Source organism: Ramlibacter henchirensis, from assembly GCF_004682015.1.
Classification (GTDB): domain Bacteria; phylum Pseudomonadota; class Gammaproteobacteria; order Burkholderiales; family Burkholderiaceae_C; genus Ramlibacter; species Ramlibacter henchirensis.
In genome coordinates, this window is sequence record NZ_SMLM01000002.1 from 939,653 (window position 1) to 965,081 (window position 25,429).

Annotated in this window: 18 protein-coding genes and 1 pseudogene; 11 read left to right on the forward strand and 8 right to left on the reverse strand. The window is 60.9% G+C overall.

All coding sequences use genetic code 11. The features are described 5' to 3' along the window. Positions 1–6 precede the first annotated feature (6 nt). Entirely contained in the window at positions 7–1,971 is a 1,965-nt protein-coding gene (locus EZ313_RS17260; RefSeq protein WP_135264496.1) for an aconitase family protein, read from the reverse strand. Between the two features lie 122 nt (positions 1,972–2,093). Between EZ313_RS17260 and rraA the strand changes: the two genes are divergently transcribed. After that, positions 2,094–2,627, forward strand: coding sequence for a ribonuclease E activity regulator RraA (gene rraA / locus EZ313_RS17265; RefSeq protein WP_135264497.1), 534 nt, complete (start codon positions 2,094–2,096; stop codon positions 2,625–2,627). A 25-nt stretch (positions 2,628–2,652) separates the two neighbouring features. After that, entirely contained in the window at positions 2,653–3,564 is a 912-nt protein-coding gene (locus EZ313_RS17270) for a LysR family transcriptional regulator (protein WP_167772636.1), read from the forward strand. Here the strand turns inward: EZ313_RS17270 and EZ313_RS17275 are convergent. Together EZ313_RS17275 and EZ313_RS17280 are read right to left on the reverse strand one after the other, a co-directional pair. Further along, on the reverse strand, positions 3,542–4,510 hold the full coding sequence (locus EZ313_RS17275) for an SMP-30/gluconolactonase/LRE family protein (RefSeq protein ID WP_167772637.1): 969 nt from the start codon (positions 4,508–4,510) through the stop codon (positions 3,542–3,544). The genes EZ313_RS17270 and EZ313_RS17275 overlap by 23 nt on opposite strands. 4 nt (positions 4,511–4,514) lie before the next feature. After that, complete coding sequence (locus EZ313_RS17280; protein ID WP_135264500.1) at positions 4,515–6,509, reverse strand: aconitase family protein; 1,995 nt, start codon at positions 6,507–6,509, stop codon at positions 4,515–4,517. A 235-nt stretch (positions 6,510–6,744) separates the two neighbouring features. Here EZ313_RS17280 and EZ313_RS17285 point away from each other — a divergent pair, with 235 nt between their 5' ends. The 3 genes from EZ313_RS17285 (at position 6,745) to EZ313_RS17295 (ending at position 10,716) form a co-directional block, all read left to right on the forward strand. Beyond that, a complete protein-coding gene (locus EZ313_RS17285; protein ID WP_135264501.1) occupies positions 6,745–7,758 on the forward strand; it encodes a Bug family tripartite tricarboxylate transporter substrate binding protein in 1,014 nt (337 codons plus the stop codon). Positions 7,759–8,228: 470 nt separating this feature from the next. Then, positions 8,229–9,389, forward strand: a complete 1,161-nt coding sequence (locus tag EZ313_RS17290) for a phosphoribosyltransferase-like protein (RefSeq protein WP_135264502.1) — start codon at positions 8,229–8,231, stop codon at positions 9,387–9,389. A 202-nt stretch (positions 9,390–9,591) separates the two neighbouring features. Continuing rightward, positions 9,592–10,716, forward strand: a complete 1,125-nt coding sequence (locus EZ313_RS17295; protein ID WP_135264503.1) for a reverse transcriptase family protein — start codon at positions 9,592–9,594, stop codon at positions 10,714–10,716. Between the two features lie 680 nt (positions 10,717–11,396). Here the strand turns inward: EZ313_RS17295 and EZ313_RS17300 are convergent. Beyond that, positions 11,397–12,974, reverse strand: a complete 1,578-nt coding sequence (locus EZ313_RS17300) for a DUF2357 domain-containing protein (protein ID WP_135264504.1) — start codon at positions 12,972–12,974, stop codon at positions 11,397–11,399. A gap of 10 nt (positions 12,975–12,984) precedes the next feature. Beyond that, positions 12,985–15,237 (reverse strand): McrB family protein, encoded by a 2,253-nt coding sequence (locus tag EZ313_RS17305; protein ID WP_135264505.1) that lies wholly within the window; start codon positions 15,235–15,237, stop codon positions 12,985–12,987. 292 nt (positions 15,238–15,529) lie between these two features. Here EZ313_RS17305 and EZ313_RS17310 point away from each other — a divergent pair, with 292 nt between their 5' ends. The 3 genes from EZ313_RS17310 (at position 15,530) to EZ313_RS17320 (ending at position 19,523) form a co-directional block, all read left to right on the forward strand. Then, the gene (locus EZ313_RS17310; protein WP_205960420.1) at positions 15,530–16,309 is read left to right on the forward strand and encodes a hypothetical protein; all 780 of its coding nucleotides are present in this window, start codon (positions 15,530–15,532) and stop codon (positions 16,307–16,309) included. Positions 16,310–16,496: 187 nt separating this feature from the next. After that, positions 16,497–16,709, forward strand: coding sequence for a helix-turn-helix transcriptional regulator (locus EZ313_RS23795; RefSeq protein WP_135264507.1), 213 nt, complete (start codon positions 16,497–16,499; stop codon positions 16,707–16,709). A 582-nt stretch (positions 16,710–17,291) separates the two neighbouring features. Next, entirely contained in the window at positions 17,292–19,523 is a 2,232-nt protein-coding gene (locus EZ313_RS17320; RefSeq protein WP_135264508.1) for a phage/plasmid primase, P4 family, read from the forward strand. Between the two features lie 326 nt (positions 19,524–19,849). Here EZ313_RS17320 and EZ313_RS17325 read toward each other — a convergent pair whose 3' ends face one another. Both EZ313_RS17325 and EZ313_RS17330 read right to left on the reverse strand, forming a co-directional pair. Next, positions 19,850–20,473 carry a hypothetical protein gene (locus EZ313_RS17325; RefSeq protein ID WP_135264509.1) on the reverse strand — a complete coding sequence of 208 codons (624 nt, stop codon included), beginning with the start codon at positions 20,471–20,473 and terminating at the stop codon, positions 19,850–19,852. Next, positions 20,473–21,498 carry a M48 family metalloprotease gene (locus EZ313_RS17330; RefSeq protein ID WP_135264510.1) on the reverse strand — a complete coding sequence of 342 codons (1,026 nt, stop codon included), beginning with the start codon at positions 21,496–21,498 and terminating at the stop codon, positions 20,473–20,475. Before EZ313_RS17330 ends, EZ313_RS17325 begins: the two co-directional genes overlap by 1 nt. 406 nt (positions 21,499–21,904) lie before the next feature. On the opposite strand from EZ313_RS17330, the gene EZ313_RS17335 reads away from it, so the two are divergent. Beyond that, a complete protein-coding gene (locus tag EZ313_RS17335; protein ID WP_167772638.1) occupies positions 21,905–22,561 on the forward strand; it encodes a sce7726 family protein in 657 nt (218 codons plus the stop codon). Here the strand turns inward: EZ313_RS17335 and EZ313_RS17340 are convergent. Continuing rightward, positions 22,479–23,531: a beta family protein gene (locus tag EZ313_RS17340; RefSeq protein WP_135264512.1), complete on the reverse strand. Its 1,053-nt coding sequence runs from the start codon at positions 23,529–23,531 to the stop codon at positions 22,479–22,481. The two genes, EZ313_RS17335 and EZ313_RS17340, sit on opposite strands and share 83 nt — an antisense overlap. A 536-nt stretch (positions 23,532–24,067) precedes the next feature. On the opposite strand from EZ313_RS17340, the gene EZ313_RS17345 reads away from it, so the two are divergent. Further along, positions 24,068–25,102: a hypothetical protein gene (locus EZ313_RS17345; protein ID WP_205960421.1), complete on the forward strand. Its 1,035-nt coding sequence runs from the start codon at positions 24,068–24,070 to the stop codon at positions 25,100–25,102. A 102-nt stretch (positions 25,103–25,204) separates the two neighbouring features. Continuing rightward, a pseudogene (locus EZ313_RS23800) lies at positions 25,205–25,390 on the forward strand (HNH endonuclease); the annotation flags it as partial. Positions 25,391–25,429: the final 39 nt, after the last annotated feature.

Below are 25,429 nucleotides of genomic sequence, written 5' to 3' on the forward strand. Positions count from 1 at the left end.
GAAGTGTCAGGCTGCCTGCAGTGCGCCTGCCTCCACACGCGTCGTGAGCTCGCCAAAGGCTGCGAGTTCGCCCGCTATCGCACTGGCCACGACAGTGGCGGGGCTCGCGAGCCAAACCTTTCCTGGGCCGCAGCGCCCGGGGAAGTTGCGGTTGATGGCGCTGACGGTCACTTCGTCGGCACGCTCCGACGTGCCCGGCCCACCGTTGGCGCAGGCGCCGCAGGAGGGCTGCAACATTTCCGCCCCCGCGCGCTCGAAGACCGCAAGGTAGCCCCTCTCGATGCAGTAGTCGCGGACGTCCACAGTGCCGAACTGGAGGTACAACTTCACGTCCGGGTGCACGCGCAGGCCGCGTTCTACGGCCCAGGACAGCACCTGGTAGTAGGCGTCGAAGTCCTCGCGCTTGCCGCCCGTGCACGAGCCGCCGTAAGCGATGTCGACCTTGGGACGGTCCTCGAGCTGCGTCACCGGCACGCCGTTTCCGGGATCGCCCGGACGGGCCACCATCGGCGAGAGCGTCGAGCAGTCGATCCGGATGGTGTCTGCGTACGTCGCACCCGGATCGCTTCGCATCCAGTCTTCCAGCTGAAAGTCGATGCCGCGGCGTTCGCGGAGGAAGCGAACGGTTTCTCGGTCGGGGGCAACGATGCCAGTGAAACCGCCAAGCTCCGCCGTCATGTTGGTCAGTGTGGCGCGCTCGTCCGTCGAAAGCTGGGAGATGGTGGACCCGGTGAACTCGAACACCTTGCCGACCCCGGAACCTGCCCGAATCCCGGGATCGGACAGCAACGACAGGACAATGTCCTTGGCGCCGACGCCGACCGGGAGCTGTCCGAATAGTTCGATACGCAGTGACGCGGGAACCGTGATCCGTACGGCTCCCGTGACCAGAGCGTTGGCCATCTCGGTGCTGCCGACGCCAAAGGCGAGGCTGCCCAGAGCTCCGCTATGGGGCGTGTGCGAGTCGGTACCGACGACGACCTGCCCGGGCAACGCATAGCGCTCGGACATCATCGGGTGTGAAATGCCTTCACTCCCGACGCCGTCCGCCAACAGGCCGTGGGCTTTCAGGCCATAGTCCTCGACGAACTTTCGGTGCTCGCGAACCAGGTTTTGAATTCCCGGAATCAGACCGGCACGGGTGTGAGCGACACTGCGATGGATGTAGGAGGTGTGATCCTCGAACAGGCGCACGCTGTGCGGGTCGTGCAGCCGAAGCGGCCGGCCGAACGCCGTGTGCAGCGAATGCGCGCACATGGCCGTGTAGTACTCGATCAGGAAGCGCCAATCCGCGCGCACGAAAGCGCCCTGGCCCTGTTCGAGCCCAGGTTGACTGTCGCCGGTGACCAGCAAGTGCCTGGCCAGGATCTTCTCGGCAAGCGTTCTGGGTCCGCCAATAGCCTCCGGCGGCGACGTGCGGATCTGCGTCATCCGCGCGCGCCCGTACTGCAGCAGCCCGCCGTGCCGCAGGATGGCTGCCGCCTGTGCGTCGCGAGAGGAAACGAGCTCCTCGATGGCTATCGGTTCGCCGTTCTGGATGCGCTCGATCAGGCTGAAATCGGTCGACGTGAACAAGCCCAGGTTGTCCGCGTTCTGGCGGTAGATCCGCTCGAAGCTTTCGGCAATCACCAGCCGGATTCCGGCGCTGCGCTCGGCCATCGGGCTGTGTTCCCGGGAGGATCCCTTGCCGTACCGCTTTCCGGCGACGGTGACAGAGAATCCGCCGTTCTTCACGGCGTCCGCACCGATCGGCTGGCGGCCCCCGGAAACGAAACCCAAATAGGGGTACCGGCCCAGGCGCTCGTCCCAGATCATCCCCAAGGTGGCGGGCGTGATTTCGTCCGTCGAAATGTTGTCGCGAAGCGCGCCCACGTCCACCAGAGGCATGTCCTCCCCTTGGAGTTGCCGCTCGACTGCGTCCGGATCATCACTCAGGAAGAGCACACGCGGGTTGAATTGGATCGTTGTCATGCATTGGGCCTTGATCTCCGCACTGTATGGAGACCCGGCGCTCGCGCGTAGTGCTGATGCGCACGGGGGGCTATCGCGGCTTGGCATACCGGGAATGTCCGCGTCCCGCCTACCATCTGCCGATGGAATACAAGACAACGGATCTATGCGACGCCTGCGACGAAGCGCAAGCGTGTGAGCTGCCCTTCATGGGATTCGGCAGGAAACGCGCGTTCGCAGGCACCATCCGCACGGCGCGCTACTCGCTGGGCCTGAATGTCCTGCGCGAATTGATCAACCAGCCGGGACACGATCAGGTGCTCGTCATCGATGGTGCGGAAGCGGGATGGCGCGCGCTGTTCGGAGACATCATGGCCGGCTTGGCAGCGCGTAACGGCTGGGCCGGCGTAATCGTCAACGGGCCAATCCGGGATCGGGTCGAGATCGACGGGATGGATGTGGGCGTCAAGGCGCTCGGCACGGTTCCGCGCCGCGCGCACATTGGCAGCCGAGGCGAACTGGATGTCCCGGTCCACTTTGGCGGAGTCACATTCACCCCTGGTGCGCGTGTTGTTGCGGACGAGGACGGAGTCATTGTCTTGCCGCCTGGGCTGAACGAATCCAGTATCAAGGTCGATGATGCCATCGCTGCTACCGCCAGGTACGTCGCGGGTTGATCGGTCGCGAATCGTTCCCACGAACGTGCGAACCTGGATCCGCAAACTGGATCTCATGACGTTGCGCTTGTTCGCTTCGATTACCGAGGAGCGAAATATCGGACGGGCTGCCGTCCGCGAATCGATCGCTCCTTCGGCCGTCACGAAGCGGATCCAGCAGTTGGAGGACACGCTCGGCTTCAGGCTGATGTACCGCGACCCGAAAGGCACCCGCCTGACAGCGGCAGGCGCGATAGTGGATTCTCACGTGAAGCGCATCCTGGCCGCCGTCGATGACCTCCACCATGAACTTGGTGACTTCGTCGAGGGTGTTCAGGGACACGTCCGACTCTGGGCCAACGCGTCCGCGCTCGTGGAATACCTGGCCGAAGACCTTGGTACTTTCAGTCGCAACTTTCCGTCAGTGACGCTGGACATCGACGAAGGCAATTCAACTGAGGTCGAACACGCTGTGTCCTCAGGCATCGCCGACGTTGGGATCTGTGCGCCGCCACTCGCCCCTTCGCCCAAGCTCTCCATCCAGCCCTATCGGACGGACCGCCTCGTGGCGGTGGTCAGCGTGCTGCATCCTCTCGCCAATGCGGAGAAACTGACCTTTCTGGAACTGCTCGGAACCGATCTCATAGGCGGCGGCGCCAAGAGCGGGACGACGCGGCAGTTGGAACACGCCGCGGCACAGCTGAACATGAAATACCAGCCCAAGTATCGAGTCGCTTCCGGCGAAGCCGCTCGCAGTCTCGTTCGCGCCGGCCTCGGCGTATCAATACAGCCCTCGGGGATGGTCTGGCCCTATGAAGACGCGGAACGGGTCCGCTCTGTCCCCATCGTGGACAAGTGGGCAGAGCGAGATCTGTGCATCCTCACACTAGCGGCGGGCCCGCACTCCGTCGCGCTGACGGCGTTGACCACTTTTCTCACCGAAACGAGAAACTCCTGAACTGCCAATGCGCGGGACGCGCCCCCGCGATCTCTGCACGAAACGTTGCGAGCCTCTTGCCTGCGAGGCTTCCAAGATAGACGGTCTTCATGTCGTCGCCACCAAAGGCAACGCACGAGACGTTGTGCAGCGTCCTGGTCAAGCCAGCGCGTGCAACGGCATCGTCAAGCCCATCGATGGTCCACTTCTGCTCTGCTTCGGCGACCAGCAGAGGATCGGCGTCGTCCAGAATGACTTCGCGGCGGCCGGCCAAGTCAATGCGGACGACGCGATTGGAGACGACGCACGCTACCCATACCCCTCCCTCGACGTCGAAGTTCAGACCATCGGGGAAGTCGCCATCGGTGAAGGTATACACCTGCTCCTTCAAACCGAGGCGCGCTCGACCATCGACGTTTTCGATCGGGAAACGTGAGAGCACACGCGACGTGCTCTCGTTCACATAGAGCCAGTTCCCGGTCGGGTCTACCCGACACTCATTGGCAAAGCCCAAGCCCTCGGCCACGATCCGCGCACCATGCTCATCTACAAGCACGATGTAGCCATCTGCGACGTGTCGGTTGAATGCCTTCATACGGGGGCGCTGCTGCGTGCACACCGACACCCATAATCTGCCAACGTCGTCGTACCCGACGAAATTGCAGTTTCTGAGTTGGCGCCCGTTCACCTCGAGGAGAAATGGGTGCAGCCGATGGTCTGCATCGATTCGCCAGACGCCCCCCTCGTCACCTAGGTTGGCAATCAGGAACTCCCCGGCTTGAGTCAACGCGATTCCGTTCGGCAGAAATCCTTCTGGAACATCGCGAAGCGGAGTTCGCTCTCCATCAACGCGGACGACCCCACAAACGTGATCGGCCGCAAATACATCGCTTGACGTGACCAAGACGCTCTCGGGACGTTCCAAATCGCTGCCGACAAATGCGAGGTCTGCTACGGTGATACCCATCTGTTCATCTCGCCAGTGGAAGGCCTGCCGTGTCGGGGGCAACGGCGTGCTCATCGAAACGCGACATGAGTTCGGCAAACGACAACAACTCGCCGCCGATCGCGCTCGCCGCAACCGTAGGCGGACTGGCGAGCCAGATCTGACCCGGACCAGAGCGACCGGGGAAATTGCGATTCTGCGCGCTCACCGTCACCTGATCGGGCCTCAGCGACGCTCCCGGGCCGGTGTTGGCGCAGGCGCCGCAGTCGGGCAGAAGGACCGTTGCACCGACGCGCTGAAAGGTCTCCAAATAGCCTTGGGCCTCGCAGTAGTCGCGCACCGCCATCGTGCCGAATTGAAGGAAAAATTCGACGCCCTCCGCCACCTTGATGCCACGGTCCGCCGCCCAAGACAAGACGGCATGATAGGCATCGAAGTCTTCCCGCTTCCCGCCTGTACACGATCCCGCAAAGGCAATATGAATTTTCGGCCGCTGGGGGAGGCTGGACAGCGGGATGCCGTTTCCGGGATCGCCTGGCGCAGCGACCATCGGGGACAGAAGCGCCGTCTCGACAACGATCGTGTCCGAATAGCTCGCGCCCGGGTCACTCTTCATCCAGGGCTCGAGCGTGTAGTCGATGCCGCGCCTTTCACGCAGGAACTCGCAGGTCTTCTCGTCCGGCTCGACGATCCCAGTGAACCCGCCGAGTTCTGCCACCATGTTTGTCAAGGTCGTTCGCTCGTCGATCGACAAATAGCGCATGCTCGTACCGGAGAACTCGAAGACCTTTCCGAGCCCGAGCCCTCCGCGAATCTTGGGATGCGCAAGCAGGTTCAAGGCGAGATCCTTGCCGGTGATTCCTGCCGGCACCTCGCCATTGAACTCAATGCGCAGCGTTTCGGGCACTGTGATACGCACAGCGCCCGTCAGCATGGCGCTGGCCATGTCAGTTGTGCCCACCCCGAAGGCCAAACAGCCGAGCGCTCCAGAATGAGGAGTGTGGGAGTCAGTTCCTACCAATACTTGGCCGGGTAGCGCATATCGCTCTGCCATCAGGGGGTGGCAGATGCCCTCGGACCCGCCGGCGCCGGGCAGGTAGCCGTGTGAACGGATGCCGTACTCCTTCATGAACTCTTCGTGGGCTTCGTGCATGACCCTCATGAGCACCGGCGGCTTACCTGGATGAACGTATTTGGGATGCCAATTGATATAAGAAGCGTGCTCGGCGAACCCCAAGATGGAGGGGACGTCAACGAGCTTCAACGGCCGACCAAAGGTGGTATGCATCATGTGAGCTGCCATCCCGGTATAGACCTCGATGATGTAACGCCAGTCCGCGCGGACGAACGCGCCTTGTCCTGGAATCAGCTCGCCACTGGTGTGAGTGGTCTCGACAGCATGCCGCGCCAGTATCTTTTGCGTAAGCGTCAAAGGTCGGTGATCGTCCTTCGACAGCTGACCGTATCGCACGGATTTCAAGTGTTCGCGCCCATAAAGGAGCAGCCCGCCCATGCGCAAGATTGAGGCGGCCAGCTTGTCCCGGGGAGCGAGAAGTTCCTCGATCTCGATGGACTCGCCACGCTGGATGCGCTCAATCAGACCAAAATCCGTTGAGGTGTAGAGGCCGACGTTGTCAGCGTTCTGGCGGTAGATCCGCTCGAAGCTCTCGGCAATCACCAGGCGTATCCCCGCATATCGCTCGGCCACTGGACTATGCTCACGCGACGAGCCTTTCCCATACCGTCGACCACCGACGGTCACCGAAAACTTTCCCGCGAGCGTGGCATCCTTATTGATGGGTCGGTCGTCGCCGGTGCTAAAGCCTGTGTAGACGTGCCGGCCCAACTGCTCATCGACGTGGATCAAAGATGGGCCCGGGGTGATCTCGTCCGTCGAGATGTCATTGCGCAGTTCCCCGGCATCGCTGAGCCTCAAATTCTTCCCGGACAACTGGGTGCGCACCTTTTCGCCGTCATTGCAAAGAAAAAGAATGCGGCCAGGAAGTTCGAGGTAGCTCATTGGTGTCTCTCCATTCCTGTGAGTCTAGGTCTCGTCGCGAGGACGAGACTTCCCATTGCGCAGCCTCCCGTTCTCAAAGCGCGAAGTGCCCCCCCTGCGCGTGGCGTTCCACGAATCAGCCCTGCGCGCTTCTCCTTTTGCGAATGGCCAGTTGGTGAATGACCATCGTGACGGCAGTAGGCGAATCTAGGATCAACCGCGAGTGCCATTCGATCCACTACTCCAGGAGACAGCCTTGAACCATTCGAAGACCCAGTCCGGTCGCCGTGCCGTGACGAAGACCATGTTGATGGCTGTGTGCTCGGCTATCCTTGCGATGGCTACAGCAGACACATGGGCGCAGACCGCGACCTACCCCGACAAGCCGATCAAGTGGGTGGTCCCGGTGCCGGCGGGCGGCGGGATGGATGCTGTGACGCGGATCGTGTCCGCGGGAATGGCCACTGCGCTGAACCAGCCGATTGTTGTGGACAACCGCGCGGGCGCCGCAGGTACCATCGGGACCGGTTACGTCGTCCAGTCCGCCCCGGATGGCTATACCGTCTCGACGATTGATAACTCACTCTTCACGACCGCGCATCTGGTTTTCAGCAAGCTGCCATTTGCCGGACCAAAAGACCTGAAACTCGTCGCCACGCTCGTGCGCCTTCCGCTCGTACTGGCGGTGCCTGGCAACAGCCCAAGCAAGAACTTCCAGGATTTCATCCAGTCCTCGAAGGCGAACCCAGGAAAGATCAGCTACGGATCCCCCGGCGTCGGATCGCCTCTGCACGTGGGAATGGAACTGCTGCAGACGCGAACCGGCACGAAGATGCAGCACGTGCCCTATCGCGGAATGGGCAACATTCTGACGGACCTGTCGACTGGAACAATCGGCGCCGCGCTAGTCGACTTCGGCTCCGCGAAATCCTTTGCCGAGTCTGGGCGGATCAAGATCCTCGCAGTCGCCACAGAGAAGCGACTGTCCCAAATGCCTGCCGTACCCACCCTCGATGAACTCGAGGTCAAGAATGTCCCCATCTCCCTTTGGTTTGCTCTTGCCGTTCCGGCAGGCACACCCGAGGCCGCGGTGACGCGACTAGCGCATGCCGCGCAGGTATCCCTTGAATCGCCGGAAGCCAAGTCAAAGTTCGAAACTATCGGCGCTCAGGTGTTCCTCAAGACCGGCCCGGAGGTGACTGCGTTCGGCCGAGAGCAAGTGGCGTTCTGGGAAAGCATTGTCAAGCCAATGGCGATCAAGCTGGACTGAGCTTTCCGCGGGACGACTTACCGAACGCGGTTGCTCCAGCGAGACGCTTCAACACATGCCGACGCTGGAACCGCATTTAGAACTCTAGTGGCGTGAGGCATCGTCGCGAATGCAACGTGAGCGAGTGCGATTCACAAGGAAATCATCATCCGCCGGCCGAGGCCCGACCTAGGCCCGGAGAAGCACGAGCCCCGCTAGCATCCTCCTGGCCGAAGGCAGTCGTCAGCCGGCGGACTCGCAATCCGCCGGTCCACGCCCACACGTAGCAGCGGCGCCGGCTAGCTTCGGATAAGTGGGCGTTATCCGAAGCTAGGGGTTTCGCTCGAAGCTGCGTCGCCTGCAGTCGCGGGCGGAGAAGCTCCAGCCGATATGCGCCCACAATGGGGCTACTGAGATCTGGATCGCCGCTGCAGAGCACGTACATACTGGGCTGCCGTTGGCGAATGTGTGTAGTTCGTGGAGGAGTCACGATGAGGAAATTGGACCCGGCGCGCATTGCGGTGAGCGAGGAGATTGCTACATGGTGCGCCCAGTTTCCCGCGTCAGACAGAGCGCTAGCGAAATCTATGGTCGCCTCGCTTGAGTTCGTGAGTCGGGACGACTACTCTGGTTGGCTCAACGGAGCCTTGCAACAAATTCAGCAAGGCAAGAAATTGGCGCTTTACGCGGTTCGGAAGCTGGACGCGGGTCTGTGGACACCACAAGGCGCACTTTCATCCCGGCCAGGGACGTCACAAGGCAGTGAAGATTTTGTCTATTCGCTAGTTGCGAATTTCTGTCGACGTGATCCGCAGCAAGCCTTCGATCATGCGACGATAGACGAACTCAAGCTGAGCAAGATCCATGACATCGTCCTTATTGACGACTCCATAGGCAGCGGAGAGCGCGTTCTGAACTATCTAGTCGCGTTCCTTCAGAATAGAACGATACTAAGTTGGTGGAGCTTCGGCTGGATTAGATTCCACGTCGTCGCTTACTCCCGGATCACGTCTGGCGAACAACGAATCATCACAAAACTGCCCGGGTCTGATCACTACAGCAGAAAGTACCGAAAAAGCACCAAGGTATCCTTCTACAGCAGAAGGGTGTTCCATTCAGAGTGGCTAGAGTCCCGGTGGGGAAAACAGTACCAGCACGTACTGGATTTCTGCGACGCTGAGGCTCGATTAAGTGCCTTCGTAGTTCGCGGCGTTGGAAATGTTATGGCGAACTTAGTGTTCTTTCACAGCGTCCCAGACAACATCCCGGGAATATTCTGGAGCGACGCCCCCGGATTCCAGCCTCTGTTCGGAAATCGTGCTTTGCCGAGCTGGGTGCTCGACCTCCTGGACACATCGGCGGTCATCGGAGGTTTCAATCAGGCGGCTGAAGGCAGCCAATTAGATAGTGAGATCAAGAAGCTCTTAGCTCTCGTCAAGCGCGGTGTTAGAAGCCCCGCGTCCATCGCGCGTCGCTTTGATTGCGATCAGAGGTACGCCAAAGGGTTGCTAACCATTTCAGTCGAAGCTGGCCTCATCACACCAACCCATAGGTTGCTGCCAGCGGGACGCGATGCTTTGCTGCGGTCCGAGGCGGCCATTGCGGAGTTCGACTACACAATGTACATTCCGCAGTCGTGGTGTGCCCCTTGAATCCGCTTAGCCGCTCGCGCCGTAAAGGCGTGGGCAGAATTCCTGAGCGCTTGTCGTTTGGGAATGGGGAAGCCGGGTAGGCTTCTCTGGGAAGATCTGACGCAAAGGCGGCTTCGCCGCCCAATATCGTCGTGCCAAAATGACCTTCGGCGACTCGTATTCGCCACGACGATGTCGGACCCGAGGTCAAAGGAAGAAGTAAGTGGAAACTTGGTCGGCACACCACCTCTTCTCGGCAGCCGCAACGAAGATCGGTGTTGCTAGGGCGGGCCGCTTAGCCGCATACGTAGCAAAGCTGCAGCGCAGGAACCTTCCCGTAATTACTACGCTCGGCCATCTGGCAGAGATAGTCGGGGTGTCGTATAGCTTCTTACGGCAGACAGTCGAGCGCAAACGCGAGGCTGCGAACTACAAGTTATTCGCAATCTCCAAACGTTCTGGTGGACGTCGCTTCATCCACGAGGTCGGTACCCAGCTGCTAATCGTTCAAAGATTTCTGAACCAGGAGGTGCTACAAGGGATCGCGCCGCACCCTGCATCCTTCGCTTTCCACAGCACTGGCGGAATCCGCAAGTGTGCGCAGATGCACTGCGGCGCTAGTTGGCTGCTTCACTTCGACCTCAAAGACTTCTTCTACTCGATCAGCGAGTGGTCTGTTTACGAAGTGTTCGCCAGCCTGCAGTACCGTCCACTTCTTTCCTTTGAGCTTGCCCGTTTATGCACGACGCTTCACCTTCCTGGCGCTAGCCAAGCTTATCTTCGGCCGAGCACCGCAGCGCAGCGGTACTCGTTCTACAGAAAAGACGTTATGGGCGTTCTTCCGCAAGGCGCACCAACGAGTCCGATGCTCGCAAACCTCGCCGCACATGACTTGGACGCACGGCTGCAAGACTTCGCCGACGCCGCCGGCATGATCTATACGAGGTACGCAGACGATCTCACATTCTCCACGGTGAGGCTCTCGGCCCCGATCTCTCAGCTCCAGTACGAGGTTAGTCGCCAAATCGGCTTGACTGGGTTCTCCGAGAACAAGCGGAAGCGTCGCGTTGCTGGACCAGGGTCGAGAAGGACCGTACTTGGATTGCTAGTCGACGGTGCTGAGCCCAAGTTATCGAGGCAATTCATCGCCCGAGTTGATCGACATCTATATGCAGCGAAGAAGTACGGCTTGGAAGCTGCGGCGAGTCGCGCTGCATTTGATAGCGCATTCGGATTCCACAACCATCTTGGTGGGCTCGTTGCCTACTCGATGGACGCGGAGCGGAAACGGGGCGCTATGTTCCTTGAGAGGCTGCGGGAGATCCCTGTTCCTTGGCAAACGGCGTGAGTGGAGTCCTCAGCGGGAAGGGCTGCAATTCTCCCCAAGGGATCGTTGGTGCGTGCTTAGAGTCGCACATCAGCAGCTGCCAGTCGGAGCCAACTCGTGAACCCTCTTCTCACTAGCAGCACGTACTCAGCGGGGAGCGCACGTCGGCTGCACCAATCGGCTACTCGGGAGTGCTTGAAGCTGAATGCGCTCCCCCTGCCCTACCTCCGCCGCTTTGTGGCAGCAGGCGAGAAAGAAAAGGTGCATGCGCGCTCCATATCGCTCCTCAGATTCCTGAGTTGGACTCCGTCAGCCCTCTCAAGGCCCTTGATGCGCAACGCGCACGGGGTCGAGGTTATGCCTGCGCGGGTTTGCGCCCTCACCTTTTCAACGCGGCTTCGTGCGGCGGAGGCCGGTAGCGCATCGCTGCACCGCGTTGCCCGCCCGCCAACCCAAGCAGCGGCGCCAAGGCGGCTCCCAGAAACCTCCTCTGGGGCGCCTAGTACCGCTAACTCACGTAAATGCCTTGTTATCCAGAGTTACCGCGCGGCAATGTGTGGACCGCTGCGATGGGTATCGAGAGACCGCCCGCCCCCACTTGCACGTCCGCAGCAGCCAGTCATCTGCACGAGACACCCGTCAAAGCCCACTGTCGATTACAGAGCTGTGTTGTCCCGGCTTGCGTGTGTCGTTCCGCTCATTCACCGAGCCTGCGCTGCTCCTTGTGGCACCCCTTTCGCCGCGAGCCAGTCCGCCATTAAGGCTACGAGGTTCGCGCGTCCAGGTAGACCGACCGCGAACGCGCTCAGTGCGCCAACGCCGTGTTCCCCGACAAACTTTGCTGTTTCCAAGGATGGAACGCTCGTGGGGGCGGGTAGGAGGATGAGGCATGGCTCGGGGCACCTCTGATCGAAGCGCAACGCATCATGGTAGATGTGCGCCGACTCCATGGACTCCAAGATCCTGTCGCGCCCACTTCGCCACTTCGCATCCAGCACCATCGCGCGACTGGAGCTAGGGGTGGCATGAACCAGCACTATGTCAGGCCTTCGCTCCCTGCTGATGCTGTACGCCCTGCGCGCCGCAGTTGGTCCTTCCGCCAAGAAGGTCGCCTGGAAGAACGCGTCCAAAGAGTCACCTCCGCCCAGATGAAACCGATACGCAAGTTGCGAAGGTATCAACCTGTCCCTGCAAACCTCGCCGGGCCTGCCAGTGACTTCTGCGAGGGCGCGCAACACTGCCAGATAGCACCATGTCTCATATATGCCCCATGAGGGCGTGACGTGCAGTAGGTCGAACTGGTCATCTCCTTCGACGCCAGTCCGCAACGCAGTGCACCCCGCCCTGTAAGCGCGGCTGTACAGAGGCTGTGCAGCGATCTGGGTCAAGCCCGCCGCGGATGTCTGCGCGCGCGTGACTTCCGAAAAGGGAAGAGCCCTCATGATGGCGATGACGCGTGCTTCCAATGAGCCCAGTTCCGCAAGGCGGCGATCGCGCCTCACCTCTTGCTCCTCACGCGCCGCTCCCAAGCCGCACTGCAGCACTACGCCTTGCAGGCGCCGCAGTACAGCCAGCATCCGACTCAGAAGCGCCACCAGGCTTCTGTTCGCCGGTGTATCGAAGGTGGGGGCAATAGAGAGGCTCCGAACTTGCACTGAGTCCAGATCCTCCCCCGGCTGAGACTTGCCGGCGGCAAGCGCGAGAAGCCGGCGGTCGCGCAGTGCCCCAGGATGAAGGCGCCGAATTCGGGATAGCGGTAGGTTGTGAGTCTCCGACGAGAGCGCCCTGTGCGGTACCTTCACGATCTCCATCACCGCGCCGAGGAACCTCGGGCCGTAGGTGCGGACCCTTGAGAGTAGAACGTCGTCGGTGAACAGGCCGGTTTTGCCCTCCCGACCAAAAACCATACCAGCTGCGGCATCCCCAAGCAGCAGACCCGGATCAAACTGCCGGATGTCGCGGACCATCTCAGCAAAGCACTCATCACCGGACTTCAGCGGAGATGGGCCGACATCAAGCCAGTACCTACGGAGATCACCGCTGGCTCCGATTAGGTCTGCCGGAACTCTGCCGGCATAGAAGGCTGGCCGCCAGTGATAGCGGCCGTCAGGATTGAATGTGATCTCGACATCATCAATGAAAATACGGTCTCCCGGAGACTGCGGCGACCAATCGATTGTGTAGTCGACGTCTTCCCGCAGTCCGCTCACAACGCTGCCCTCACCTGTGCAGAACAGGGGGGGCTGCTGCGGCAGCTTCGTCTGCTTCAGAGCAAACATTTTCCGGGCCTCAGCGCCAGAATCGGGCGGAGCCAGTCTGCTTGAGGTCCTCCTGCATTTCTTTAACTTTGCGCTCGCAACGCTTCAGATCATGGTCTCCGAGTACCTTACGCGCGTCTTGCAACGCGTCTTGGAATCGCGGGTTCGCGTCCCCTCTAAGCTTGGGCAACACCTTGGCGTAGATCACGGCATCAAGTGTGTCGCCGTTGACCGTCGTCACTGTCGCCATGAACTCCATGTGCCTGACGACGTCATCGATCGTTCGCCAGCCGAAGTGAAGTCTCACAGGTGAGAGCGCTTTGCCGAGGCCGTTCAGGACCGCCCTCGTCCTCTCCTTCAATGCTGTGGGCAGATCCGCCGTCTTCCAGCCGGGAAAGCCATCGACATCGATGTCCCAGAACTCCAAGGTGTACGCGCGATCAAGCACCTTGTCGGAGAGGCCATGCGTCGTTTCGTCCATGTTAAGCGTGCCGATGATCGCCAGGTTGGCGGGATACTGAACGCGTGCAGGCACAGCAATCGCATCTTGACCGAGCTGATGCAGATCGAGCCATCCATGCGTTTCCATCGCGGACAAGACCGGCGCTAAATACTGCTCCGGGTGGGAGAGATTCATCTCGTCTAGAACTGCCACGTAGGGCTGCGTCGGGTCGTCCACGGCCCGCAGTAGCAACTCGAGAAACGGCGCGCCCCTATACGAGGTCTCCTGCAGCGGATTCACGTACCCGAGGAGCGGGCTGGGGTCGAACCAGCCTGGTTGAACAGGGATAATGCGGACGTTTGTGGTTGTCGCCTGTTCGCTGCCAGTGAGAGCAAGCGCATAGTTCACTGCAAGCTGGGTCTTTCCAGAACCGGAGATTCCGCTAAGCACCGCAAAGTGCCTAACTGGGTGTGCCCAAAGACCCGCGTGCAGCTGGCTGACTAGCAGTGGGTCAAATCTCATTCCGGATCCAGCAAGCGCAGCTATGCGCTGGGTGAGCTGGGTAAACGAAGGAAGGCCTAGCGTGCCGGCGCTGACCGGCTGCAGCTTCTCGGCTGGGACGTCTGGTTGACTAGGCAGTGCCTGCGGAGTCCAGGTCACCAGCTCGGCCCACTGCACGCCTCGAGGTGTTAACGCGTACTTCCGGTCACTACGAAGCGCAATGAGATCAAGGCTCACGAGCCAACCGAGCAATGAGGTTGGCGCGAAGTCGGAGGTCCATCCCGGATGGATCGTTTGCAGCAGAGAAACAAGCTCAGGCTTTGTGGAAGGTTCACGCGCGAGCCGCGTCAGAACGTGATCGATCCCAAGTACCTTCGTCAGCAGGTGGTCTCTGAGTTCATCAGGGTCCTGGGTCTCAAGGAGGTTCAGTCCACGTGCGCTCAGCCGATACGTGTCGCCTTCTCTGCGGCACAGATCGAACTCGCGCGCAACGACATTGATTGCAGCGCCTAGGCTGCCGGATGCCAGATCCGGGTTCGCCTGTTGCATCAAGCTAGCGAACTCCTCCCGGGTTAGCCCCTCCCGAAGATCCTCCATGAAACTAAGGAGAGTTTGGAACCCGCCTTTCATGGCAGTGAGCCCTTTCCGCCGGAGAGTGGCCGGCAAGGGCTTCAAGGTCGCTGGGCTTCCGAGTTCCGCCTGCTCCGACTCACCTACGTTCTCGCGATTCAGCCAATCGTAGAGAAGCCAAGGCAGACAGATCCTCCGCACCTCCTCGTCGTCCGCAGCCGCGGCGCCAAGCACAGTGTCCACACGGCTTCGGATAGCTTGATGGGCGTCGATCGGGTGATCGGTCGTGGATCCTCCCATCTCCTTGTGCAGAGTAAGCAGCGCGCCCACGTCCGCCAGGCACGTGAAATGGTCGGGGTACAGCGCACACAGCACCCTGTTGATTTTCAGACTCGGCGTGCGCCCGCACAGCTCCTTCGTTCGTGTGCGCAGCTCCGTGTAGAAGTGCTTCAGCTGCGCCTCCGCCTGGACCCGGTCGGAGGGCAATGCGCGCGAAGCCTCTTCTGCGAACCAAGCCCGGAACTGCTCGTTCTTCAGCGCCGGCGCAATCTTGACCGTGCCTGCTCCTGTGCCTGCCACAGGATTCTCGTCCCATAGGCGCAGCAGGAACGCCGGGTCGGCGAGCTTTGATGGAGCCGCAGCCCTGACTTCCACGAGAAACGCACCTAGTCGCGCGTACCACTCCTGCGCCCACGCCGCAGTTGCCGTTGCGGCCTGCACCGAATCGATCGCAGATTTGAGCGCGCCATCTGAGTCGAGCTTTCCAGCCATGTATGTCCCCCTGTCCCCTTGTCATAGCCGCACAGCGCGCGCTCTCTGATCACGCGTCGCGGACTAGCCTCACGGCGCCGCGCCCTTTCGGCATCAGGGACGGCTCCACTACTCATAATATGGCGATTTCGTGAGTTGAACATCTCTCCACTTCGCTTACGCGCCCGACGTGCAGGGCGCTACACCCGGCACGTGGAGATGGGAGTGGGACGCGATGGCAAAATTGGTGAACGCAAAGGCGGGAGCTACTGAAACTGCAGCGGGAGGGTCTGGGCGACGCGGAGCTGCACCCGTGCTGTCCACTGACACCGACACGCCGAGCCCAAACTGGAACGTCGTAGCAACGAGGCCGGCTGCGAGGGTCCGCGACTGCTTGTTCTACCTTCTCAATGTCCGTCCCGGAGATGCGCGACGAGCTGGCATACACGACACCGAGTCTGATCATCCGCTTGCTACCCTGTACGACCAGCTGCTCAAGGTAGCCGCCTTGCAGATGATCGCTGGCAATCCGTGCCTGAAGCCGTTACTCGGTGAGCCGTCGATGTATCGTGAGCAGGTTCTAGCCACCTGGATCTCCCTTAGCCATTTCGTGGCGCTGGTGAGGTCTCCCTTAAGCCCCTTTCAAGGGCTGATCGAGCCGCCCGAAGGACTAAAGTCGCTTGTCGCGAGCCCATCGTTCACGGCCACGACTCCCAGCGACGCAGTGGCAGCTTACGAAATGGCCGCTACTGGGCGCCGGCCTAGCCCGCTGCCGACCGCGAACGTAGACGACGCGAGCGAAGGTTTCTTCGATTCACCGGCACCCGTTCTGCAGAAGAAAGGGGACCGGTACGCCTACCCCACGCTCGGTCTGTTGGCGGAGCTGCTTGAGGAGATCGCTCGCGGAGATCGAGAGCCTCGAAGTGTGCTAGACGGCGAGCGCTTGGACGCTAAAGCCGTCAGCAGAATACTGCATGAGATTGCCGCGTCCGCCTTCCCGAAAACGCTCGAGTTCGTTAAGAAGCCGGGCACCATGGCGAAACACATCAGTAGCGCTCGCAATCGACTGAAGACAGGCGGCTTCGGCCAGTAGCGGTTTATCGGCCCGCTTTGCCGCAAGTTCGATTTGCTGCGGCGCACGTTCATCAACGTCCGATCTGAGCGGGCCCCGCACCCGCTCCGCTTGTCGCAAGTTGGACTTGCGACGCTGCAAGTTCGACACCTAACGCCGACCATGTAGTCCACTGAACCTCAGTTCAACGGAGTTCAGGATGAAGGGTATGCCTTCGAAGGTGAAGGCCGCGCTCTTGCGCGAGGCCGAAGTTCAGGTGATTTCAGGATTGGGGCACTCGAGTCTCTACGCTGCCATGAGGGACGGTCGCTTTCCGCGGCCAGTCCGTGTGGGACCTCGCACGGTTCGGTGGGTGGCGACAGAGGTAGACGCCTTCATCAAGAGGCGCATCGCCGAACGGGATGCTACGCAGGCGACGTAGCGCCGTGCATCCACATAGATGCGCGGAGCATCGCGCGTCCTTGTCTCTTTTCCCCCAACCGCGGCAGGCGGTTGCACTCTGGAATAAGTGCGGCACGTGCTCGTGGCGCACCGGGCGTGCGCGCACATCGCTCGCGTGTGGGCGATCTCTTGCGGGCGGCCGCGCGTGAGCAGCGCGTGTACTCCACGGTCGCCTGACGACTCGCAAACTGTAAATGGTTGCGGTTGAGGCATCCACGCCTCGCCGCCACAGGAGAAACCCAGTGTCATCACCACATGAAGGGTTGGGCGGTGCCGTTCGCCTTCTGCGACCGCATCGCGGCGGCGAATCTCCATTCGTCCGAACGGCTACATGCACGGTGGGAGCCCCAGCGACGTGGACGACTACATCACCGCACAGGTGAGAGGCGTGCTGCCCGCGGCCGCGCCCCCACGACAACCACTAGAGACTGCCCCGTGTAGGAAGTGTGGGGTGTAAGCGCTCCGCACTCTCTTTTTTTCTTTAGACCAATCAAACAAGCACGTTCCTCGCGTCCCCGTTGGGGAGGGGCGCGAACTTGCTACACCGCCTACACAAATCATCATGAAGCACAATCAAGAAAATCTCGCGCGTCTCGTGGAACAACAGAAAACCCGCCTGAGGTTCAAGAAGGCGTTTCACGGCAAAGGGAAAGCGGTGATTCAGCTTATCCCGTCGCCCGGTTCCGCGGGCAGCGCTCGAACGCTCTCCGGCACGCTCAACAAGCTCGATAACGAGATCAGCCGCGCGAACGCCAGCGGCTATGGAGTCGCCCTCACGGTGAACACAGTCAAAGGCGGGCGCCGTCGTTCTGAAGATGTCGAGCGAATCAATGCTGTGTTTATCGATGACGACTCCGGACACAGCGAGCCGAGCACGTACATCGATCTCCCCTGCCCCCCGCACGTCCTTGTTCGCACGTCGCCCGGCAAGTACCACGCGCACTGGCTCGTTTCGGACTGCTCGGTCGCGGACTTCGGACAGCTTCAGAAACAACTCGCCGCAAGATTCTCGACGGATGCGGTGATCCACGACACTCCTCGAGCCATGCGGATGCCGGGCACGCTGAACTGGAAGGTCAATCCGCCATTCATGGCTGAGATGTTGGCCTGCGACCTCAGTCGCGCGCGGTACTCGGTTGAGCAGTTGGTGCAAGGACTCGGCCTGCGGCCGCTCGTCTCCCCGCCGGCCGCCGTGGCGAGTTCGGACGCGCGCCATCCAACCGATATCGATTGGCACGATGTCGAGAGCGCGCTTCAGTCGATTGACCCCGAGAGCCGCAGCAACTGGTTGGCAGTGGGGATGGCACTGCACAGCACCGGGGATGAGCAACGTGCCCGCCAGGTCTGGGATGTTTGGTCAAGGAGGTCGGCGAAGTTCGAGGCCGGCGAACAACAGCGGGCTTGGGTTGGCTTTGATGCGTCCCGCGGTCTCACTGTTCGGACGATCTTCCACATGGCTGGCAAGGGTGGATGGGAGTCTTCCGTCACGGACGACATGGACTTCGCCGAGATGTTCGCGAAAATCAATGAAAAGACTTTGCGCTTCGACCCGCAGTCAAACCGCTGGTACCGGTTTGAAGGCGTTGTGTGGGTCGAAAGCAAGGATGCGGCCCTCCAAGAGCTTCACGACTTCGTAAAACGTGTAAGTCGTTCGCCCAGAGGCCTCGATGAACTCGGTCTTGGGAAGCGGATGCGCACTGCGGCGGCGATGCGCGCCGTGATCTCCCACATGGAGCTTCTTCGCTACCTTCACGTCAATGTCGCCGACTTCGATGCAGACCCGAACCTGTTCGCTGTCCGTAATGGTGTGGTCGACCTGCGCACCGGTTTGTTCCGTGCCGCACGTCCCGAAGACATGCTTCGGCTCCAGGCCGACGCGCCGTTCGAAGAAGGTGCAACGGCACCACGCTTCAAGTCATTTGTGCTTCAGGTTTGTCAAGCAGACAAGGAACTCGTGCGGGACCTGATGCTGTGCGTTGGTTACACCATGTTCGGGCACACGAGGGAACAGAAGTTCTTCATGCTTCATGGCGGCGGCTCGAATGGAAAGGGCGTGTTCACTCGTTTGGTGAAGCGTGTAATGGGAACGTACGCGGCGACGATCGCGCCGAATGTTTTGGCGAGGGCCTACTCAGGAAATCCGAATTCGCCAAGCCCAGCCCTCGCCCAACTGCAGGGTCCACGTCTAATCTTGTGTTCCGAGGGCGTGTCGAGCGGCGCGGTCGACGATGCATTCGTGAAGCAGATCGCCGGTGGCGACGAGATCACGGCACGGCATGCGTACGGCCCGATGTGCACCTTCAAGCCGACCGGAAAGCTTTGGCTGACCACCAATCGAACGCCCAGGATTGCTCACGACGACGGTGCGATGTGGCGGCGCATCGCTCCGCTCCCGTTTCACGCATCATTTCGGGACGCCCAGGTGGATACCGCCTTGGAGGAGAAGCTCTGGGCTGATGAGCGCGTTGGGATTCTGCGTCTGCTGGTTCATTCTGCGGTCAAGTACCACGCCAATGGCGGATTAGCTACTTCAGAGGCGTCTAAGAACTTCATCCGCAGTCTTCGGCGCGAGGCGGACCCGGTGCAGTGGTGGGTCAGTACAGCGTGCGTGCGAAATGAACGCAGCAAAATGCGGGCCGCCGATGCACACGCGCACTTTTTGCGTTTCGCTGATGCCAAGGGCGTTCCCGGCGTTGATGTGAGGGCGTGGTCTCGCCGGCTTAGGGATCTCGGCTTTGAGGCACGTCGAGACGCGCAAGGCATGTACTACGTGGGCTTGAGACTCAAGAGCTGAGGTGTCCGGGCTTTCAAGTCCGCCGCGCGCATTCGCGCGGCGGGCGTGGACTGCACGGCCGCAGCGGCGGGCCGGCCGGCCCGACACGATAAGCGCCGCGTCGGCGCCCCTGATCATCGGTTGTTCTGTGCTGGAACGCAGAGCTGGCCACTCCGCGATCGAGCGCAGCAGGTCGCCCACGCAGTCAACTTAGGATAACTAGGCGTTTACGTGGGTCAGGTCGCGGCACACGCTTCAATGCGGCGGATATTCAGAGCGTCAGACCTGAGCGTTTGACTGCTTGCAAATTGCGTAGGTTCGCTGAGGGCGGCCAGCCGTCTGGTCGGTCAATCGCCAAGAGGGTAGAGCAATGAAGGATCACACAGAGCCCGCACCTCCATGACATACGCGTCGATCGCCTCCCGCACGCTCGGCTCACCCGCATCGCACCTGCTCCCCATGATGATGAGGATGGCCTTATCGATATGCCGGTACGGACAGACGTTTTGTCGCAGCCAAAGGAGCCCGAATCGGTTCAGCGCGGCACCGAGCACCTGTTCCACAGTAACCACCCTGCCTGCGAAAACGCCTCGCAATTCGGGCGCGGCGGCCGAGAGCGCGCGGAGGGCTCGCTTGTCTCCTGTCAGCAGGCACAGATCACGATCCATGTGCATCGCAGAAAGCAACACGGCTTCTCCAGCGTCAATGCCTTGCACGTCCTGCAGTTCGGTCAGAAGAGTGACATCAGGTGGGAGGCCGACGGAGGCGCAAAGATCAAGCGCAACCTGGGCAGCTTCGGTGCAGTGGAACACCCGCCCGTCGGGCTTTTGAAGCGCCTTCTGCGCCCTGAATCGCAACGAGGTGAGCGTAATGCACCCCTTCCAATCTGTGTTCAGCAGAGCGGGGATATGCGGCAGCAGCCCCCAGTGCGCCAGCTTTGCAGCCGCGTCGATGTCGATCGCAAGTCTCACTATCGTTGCTGAACCGCGGCCCAGCCGGTGATCCGGGCTACTAGCTCCTGGAGGTCTTCTGCGATCAGGTCCATTCGCAGATGCGCCTGCAGGTGCCCGATCAGCGTCGCCTCAGGATTGACGTCCTCGCTAAGGAAGCGCAGGGCCATCATTGCCTCCGGCCAACGTTTGGAGAGGAACGCATTGCGCAGCACAAAGTGCCCGGCCTCGATCCGGAACCGCGCAGCCGCCTCTCGCCCTTTCACGGCCAGTTCGACCGGCGAGGCGTTTGATGGCCACGTTGCCACTTCTAATTCAACCTCTTTGCCCCCCAAGAGCTGCAAAGCGAACTCGTCTGCCTCGGTCTCCTGGGGATCCGAGGAGGACTCAGCCAGGTACTCGGTCGTCTCCTGGAGTGAGATGTCCACGATGCTGCTGCCGGCCTTCAGGTGACCACGCACGATGTGACCTATCTCGTGAGCCAGGATGAAGCTAAGCCAAGCGCGCGAAGACTTCTTCTTGGCCACGACGATCACCGGGCGGTCGCCCACCTGCAGCGCGGCGCCATCCATCTTGCGCACGCCCACCGGTAGGTGCGGCAGCGGAATAACCGGAATGCCGTGCGACCAGCACATCTCGAGCAGACCGTCAAAGCTAAGCAATCCAGACTGCACGCTCCTGGCGAGGCGCCGCAACTCGGCGGTGTCCTGCGGCAGCTGCCTGTAGGGCTGCTCCATTGATCCAAGAACCGCCTGCGCCAAGGAGGAAGCAATGAAGCTGGCCGAGGCTAGGGAGGATTCGGGGAGATTGCTGCTGTGCTTATAGGCTAGCCGAGAGACCGCCCCCTTAGGTACGAGACGCCCTTCGGTCAGTGCCTGTAGTTCCACGCTCAAACGCCGACTTAGGTGGACGGCGAGTTCGGCCACTCCATCCGCCGACTTTTCCAGGACCGGGTCCCACCAATGCGGCAACAACTTGCGCACCTGCGCGCGCGTCAGGCCAAGCTGGGCAACTGTTTCGTAGAGTGTCTTGGCGGCTAACGTCACGGCTGTCTCCCTCTGGATCTCTGATGAACGTGCCTAAGGAGTACAGGACCGACAGCCTCGATTACTGCTGCCAGCGCCTCGGCATGACTGGCGGAGCCATCCCAAGTACGGGCTAGTGCGTCACGTAGCCTTCGATTATCCACCTGCGCCGGAGATGAGTCTATTCCCGTTTTCAGCTCAATATGAGCATAGGCGAGTACCTTCCGGATGCTGGGCGGCACCGACTTCGTGCGCCCCGTCATGAACTTGGAAAGGGTTGGCTGCGCGACGTTGGCCTCACGCGCGAGTCGATTCGCCGGCATGTCGGCCGCTGCCAGATAGCGCTCCAACGCTGCGCGCGCCTTGATGGCTTCTGCCGTCGGCGGGCGTGCGATTCTGGGCATATATTCCTAGTATAATCGCCGTGATGCAGCCGACGTCAATCTCCGAGAGGGAGCTTCGTGCGTACATACGGGACTTGCTCGCTTCGCGCGCAATGCGAGAAGGCTCGCGCATGTTCGAAGAACTCCAGATTGAGCACGGCTCCGCCCGGGTCGACTTGGCCTTGATTGGCTCGGAGCTACAAGCGTACGAGCTCAAGAGCGACGCGGACGACTTCGGTCGGCTGCACAATCAGATCCATGCGTACAACCGTGTGTTCGATCGCATCACCATCGTGACTGGACCGCTTCATGCCCAAGGTGCGCTGAAGATCGTTCCGTCCTGGTGGGGGGTCATGTGCGTAAGCCGGAATGCCGCCGGGGCGCTGGTGGGTGAGACGCTGCGCGAAGCAAGCTTGCACGATCGGCAAGATCCTCAGAGCATAGCCATGCTCTTGTGGCGGGATGAGGCCCTCCTGGCACTGCAGGCTGAAGCCGAACAGCACAAGACCAGCACACGCGCCACGCGCACGCAGCTGCAGGCTGAGCTCGCACGCACGCTCGGATTGAGCGCACTGCGAACTGCCGTGGCTCAGTTCCTGCTGAACCGGACTTTTAGCATCAAAGTGCCGACGCGGTCAGCACCAAGTGGTGGCTTGTCGCATCCCGACGCCAACTACTTGGATTCCCGTTTCCAACTTTAGGGTTCGTAGCGGCCTGCTCGTACTGCTTGTCACCGTAGCTAAAGGTGGACCCGCTGTAAATCGGATCGCTGATCAAGAGCTTCGATAGGCTTTTGTACTGGTTGGGCGCACCCTTTTTGAAGCCGCCGGCCTTGTACAGGCGCCAGAAGCTATCTGCCGCATACCGAATAGCCACAGACGGATTGACCTGCAGGGGATCGACGTCCGGACCTAGCTCCGGGTTGCTCACAGTGTAGTCTGCGAAACGTACGACGTCGTATTCGGAGTGCTTACGCAGCAGCTTCCAGATTTGCCACTCGACTCGTGGCAAGTCGTGAATGCCCTGTTTGATGCCGATCAAATTCATCGGGAAGGATCCTCCGGCCAGAGTGGTACTCGCGCAGCCGCTGGCAAGTGCGCTGGTCAGGTATGGCTGGATCGCCGTCCACTTGGGCGCCGGAGCTTGCGAGACGATCGAGCGCTGGTCGACCACCAGGTGCAGCGACTTTTTTGGCAGAGCGGCGCCGACACACAGCTTCACGATGTTCGTGACCGCCTCCGCGTGGTTGAACGGAGCCGCAATTCGAACAACGAACTCCGCGAAGGTCGCCAAAGCCTGAACGTCAGCGGGGGAGCCTGACAGCGTTGCTTGCGTGATAACAGGGATGATCTGGCGCTTCGTCGACTTGCGCAGCGAATCGCAAACAACCCGCAAGAGTCTGGCTTGGTGCGGATAAGCCGGCGCGACGTGACTGACATCGATCACGAGCGGCACATCCTCGTGCAAGGCCTCCACGAGCTGCTTACTGGCTTTTTCTAGGTAGGCCGGGAGTTCCGCACGCAGACCTACGGAATCGGGTGTCGCGATGATGGGCAGCAGCTCGAGCAGCGGAACGATATGTTCCCACTGGACTGGCGTCAAATTCTTCAGCGCAATGCGCTCACCCTGCTTCCATTTCAGGATGGGCATGTATTTCCAAGTCGTAGCCATTCCTCTTCCCTGCGTTAATCGTGTGGCTGCTCTCGTTGAAGCCCTTGAGATGAGATGCGGGCAGATTCACCCACGGCAGTATGGATGAGCTACGATGGCGATTCAAGCCGTTCGGCGTCTATGCCCTAGTAGGATTGACAGGGCCGGGACCTTGTCATTTCGCGAGCGCCAATCTCGATCAAGCAGAACGCTTGGGAGGCGCGTTGCTTCATGTGTGGCAGTTGCGGGCACCGGAAGACACTCTGACGACCAGCCATCATCGCTCCAGTAGGGCGTCACTCATCGCAGAAGCGAGCGAGATCGGCATGTCGCGCCGCGGCGCCTTACTGCGCACGCCTGTGTACGTTGGTTGACGGTAACCCGGGCTGTGCGTTACCGCCAGTGTGCATAGGGAGGTAACCCGCGTTAATTAGGCATCTACGCGAGTAAGAAACGGGCGCCGCCGCAGGCACTTTCGCAGGCCCTTCCGCAAGCCTCACGCAGGCCTGGCGCAGGCGACGCCCGGACGCCGTTGGTGTGGCCTGCCTGCACAACTCTTGCACGAGCTGAGGCTACTCAGGGCATTTTTCGGCCGCACGCCCGCTTGGGTGTGCCACAGAATAGCGGCCGATCAGGAGAGGGGAAGAATGGGAAGAGTTTTGGCCCGCCGGGGCGCAGGTCGATCGGCTGCCGCTGCCGCAGTGCGGGAGATCGCACCGAGTCCGTCCGCTATCACCTTCGCGCGCACTGCGCTCCGGGTCCTACAGACCGCTGCGGTCGTACTTGCCGCGCTCACACCCCTTGGGCTTTTGTACGGATACGGGGTCGCACTCGGATTGGCATCAAGGCTCGGACTCGATCCCGGAGTGTTCTTCAACTCAGTGCTAGACCTCCTTGTGCTCGCCGGCAGAGGACTGCTTGGCCACTTTCTCTTCCTGCTTAAGGCGCTTGATGACCTGGGCTCTGATGAGATCCTCGAAGCGGGTGCCGTCTGTGGCCTCGCAGTGCTAGTCCTTTCGTTGCTTGCTGCTGCCGCCTACTTTGTGGTGCAGCACTTGGTCCCGCGTCTGCGAAACAGCGAGCTCTGGCGAGCCGTCACGCAAGCCTTCGACGATGCGACCGTGCGTCCCATCGTGAAGTTCTTTAGCCTCGCGGTCTTCATAGCGATGGCTAGCGGGGCCGCCCTCCGCTGGTTGAGTTTAGTCGCGGCCCTCGCTCTGCTGACCGTTCTATCCGCCGCCCCGATGCTCGGCATGAGCGGGGCGGACAACTACCTCGCTGCGACAGTCTTCCAAGCGGATTCCTGTTTACCTGGGCCTGGCACGCGCTGGGCCGCAGTCCAGCGTCCGCAGCAGCGAAGAAGCCGAGCGACCCGATACGCGGCAACGTGTGTGGAGGTGGTTCCCGCTACTGGCGCCGTGCTCCGCGGCCGGCTGGTCCTTGCGCGAGGCGAGAACGTGGTCCTGTACCGCCCTCGGCAGGATGACGCGCTTGTTCTCGATCTCAAGGGAGCCCGGCTCATTCAGCTCTCGACCCTGCAGACGGGGACAGGTGAGCAAGCGAGAGATCCGAGCCGCACGCTACGTCAGTGAGCTGAAGCGGCCTCTTCGCTGCCTTCACCTCTATGAACGAACTTCCCTGAGTAGGTTGCCGTGCAAAACGACGTTGGAGAAACTTCCGCCTCAGAACCCGCGATGCAGAGCAGCACGTCATCGAGCCAAGGTAGCAGCACGGCGCAGGGTTCCCTGTGCCCTTACTGCCGAAACCGCGCTTCAGACTCAGGGGATCACATCTTCCCTGCCTTTCTAGGCGGAACGACAGTCATTCGCGCTTGCAGGACGTGCAACAACTCGTTTGGTCAGAGTTTCGAAGGGCGAATTTACAAGTCCCTTACACCGCTACTCGTCGCACTATCCCTC

Coding starts and splice junctions, on each gene's coding strand:
- EZ313_RS17320 (WP_135264508.1), top strand. CDS start 17,292: ATGAAGCACAATCAAGAAAATCTCGCGCGTCTCGTGGAACAACAGAAA.
- EZ313_RS17260 (WP_135264496.1), bottom strand. CDS start 1,971: ATGACAACGATCCAATTCAACCCGCGTGTGCTCTTCCTGAGTGATGAT.
- EZ313_RS17305 (WP_135264505.1), bottom strand. CDS start 15,237: ATGGCTGGAAAGCTCGACTCAGATGGCGCGCTCAAATCTGCGATCGAT.
- EZ313_RS17290 (WP_135264502.1), top strand. CDS start 8,229: ATGAGGAAATTGGACCCGGCGCGCATTGCGGTGAGCGAGGAGATTGCT.
- EZ313_RS17275 (WP_167772637.1), bottom strand. CDS start 4,510: ATGGGTATCACCGTAGCAGACCTCGCATTTGTCGGCAGCGATTTGGAA.
- EZ313_RS17340 (WP_135264512.1), bottom strand. CDS start 23,531: ATGGCTACGACTTGGAAATACATGCCCATCCTGAAATGGAAGCAGGGT.
- rraA (WP_135264497.1), top strand. CDS start 2,094: ATGGAATACAAGACAACGGATCTATGCGACGCCTGCGACGAAGCGCAA.
- EZ313_RS17300 (WP_135264504.1), bottom strand. CDS start 12,974: ATGTTTGCTCTGAAGCAGACGAAGCTGCCGCAGCAGCCCCCCCTGTTC.
- EZ313_RS23795 (WP_135264507.1), top strand. CDS start 16,497: ATGCCTTCGAAGGTGAAGGCCGCGCTCTTGCGCGAGGCCGAAGTTCAG.
- EZ313_RS17280 (WP_135264500.1), bottom strand. CDS start 6,509: ATGAGCTACCTCGAACTTCCTGGCCGCATTCTTTTTCTTTGCAATGAC.
- EZ313_RS17335 (WP_167772638.1), top strand. CDS start 21,905: ATGCAGCCGACGTCAATCTCCGAGAGGGAGCTTCGTGCGTACATACGG.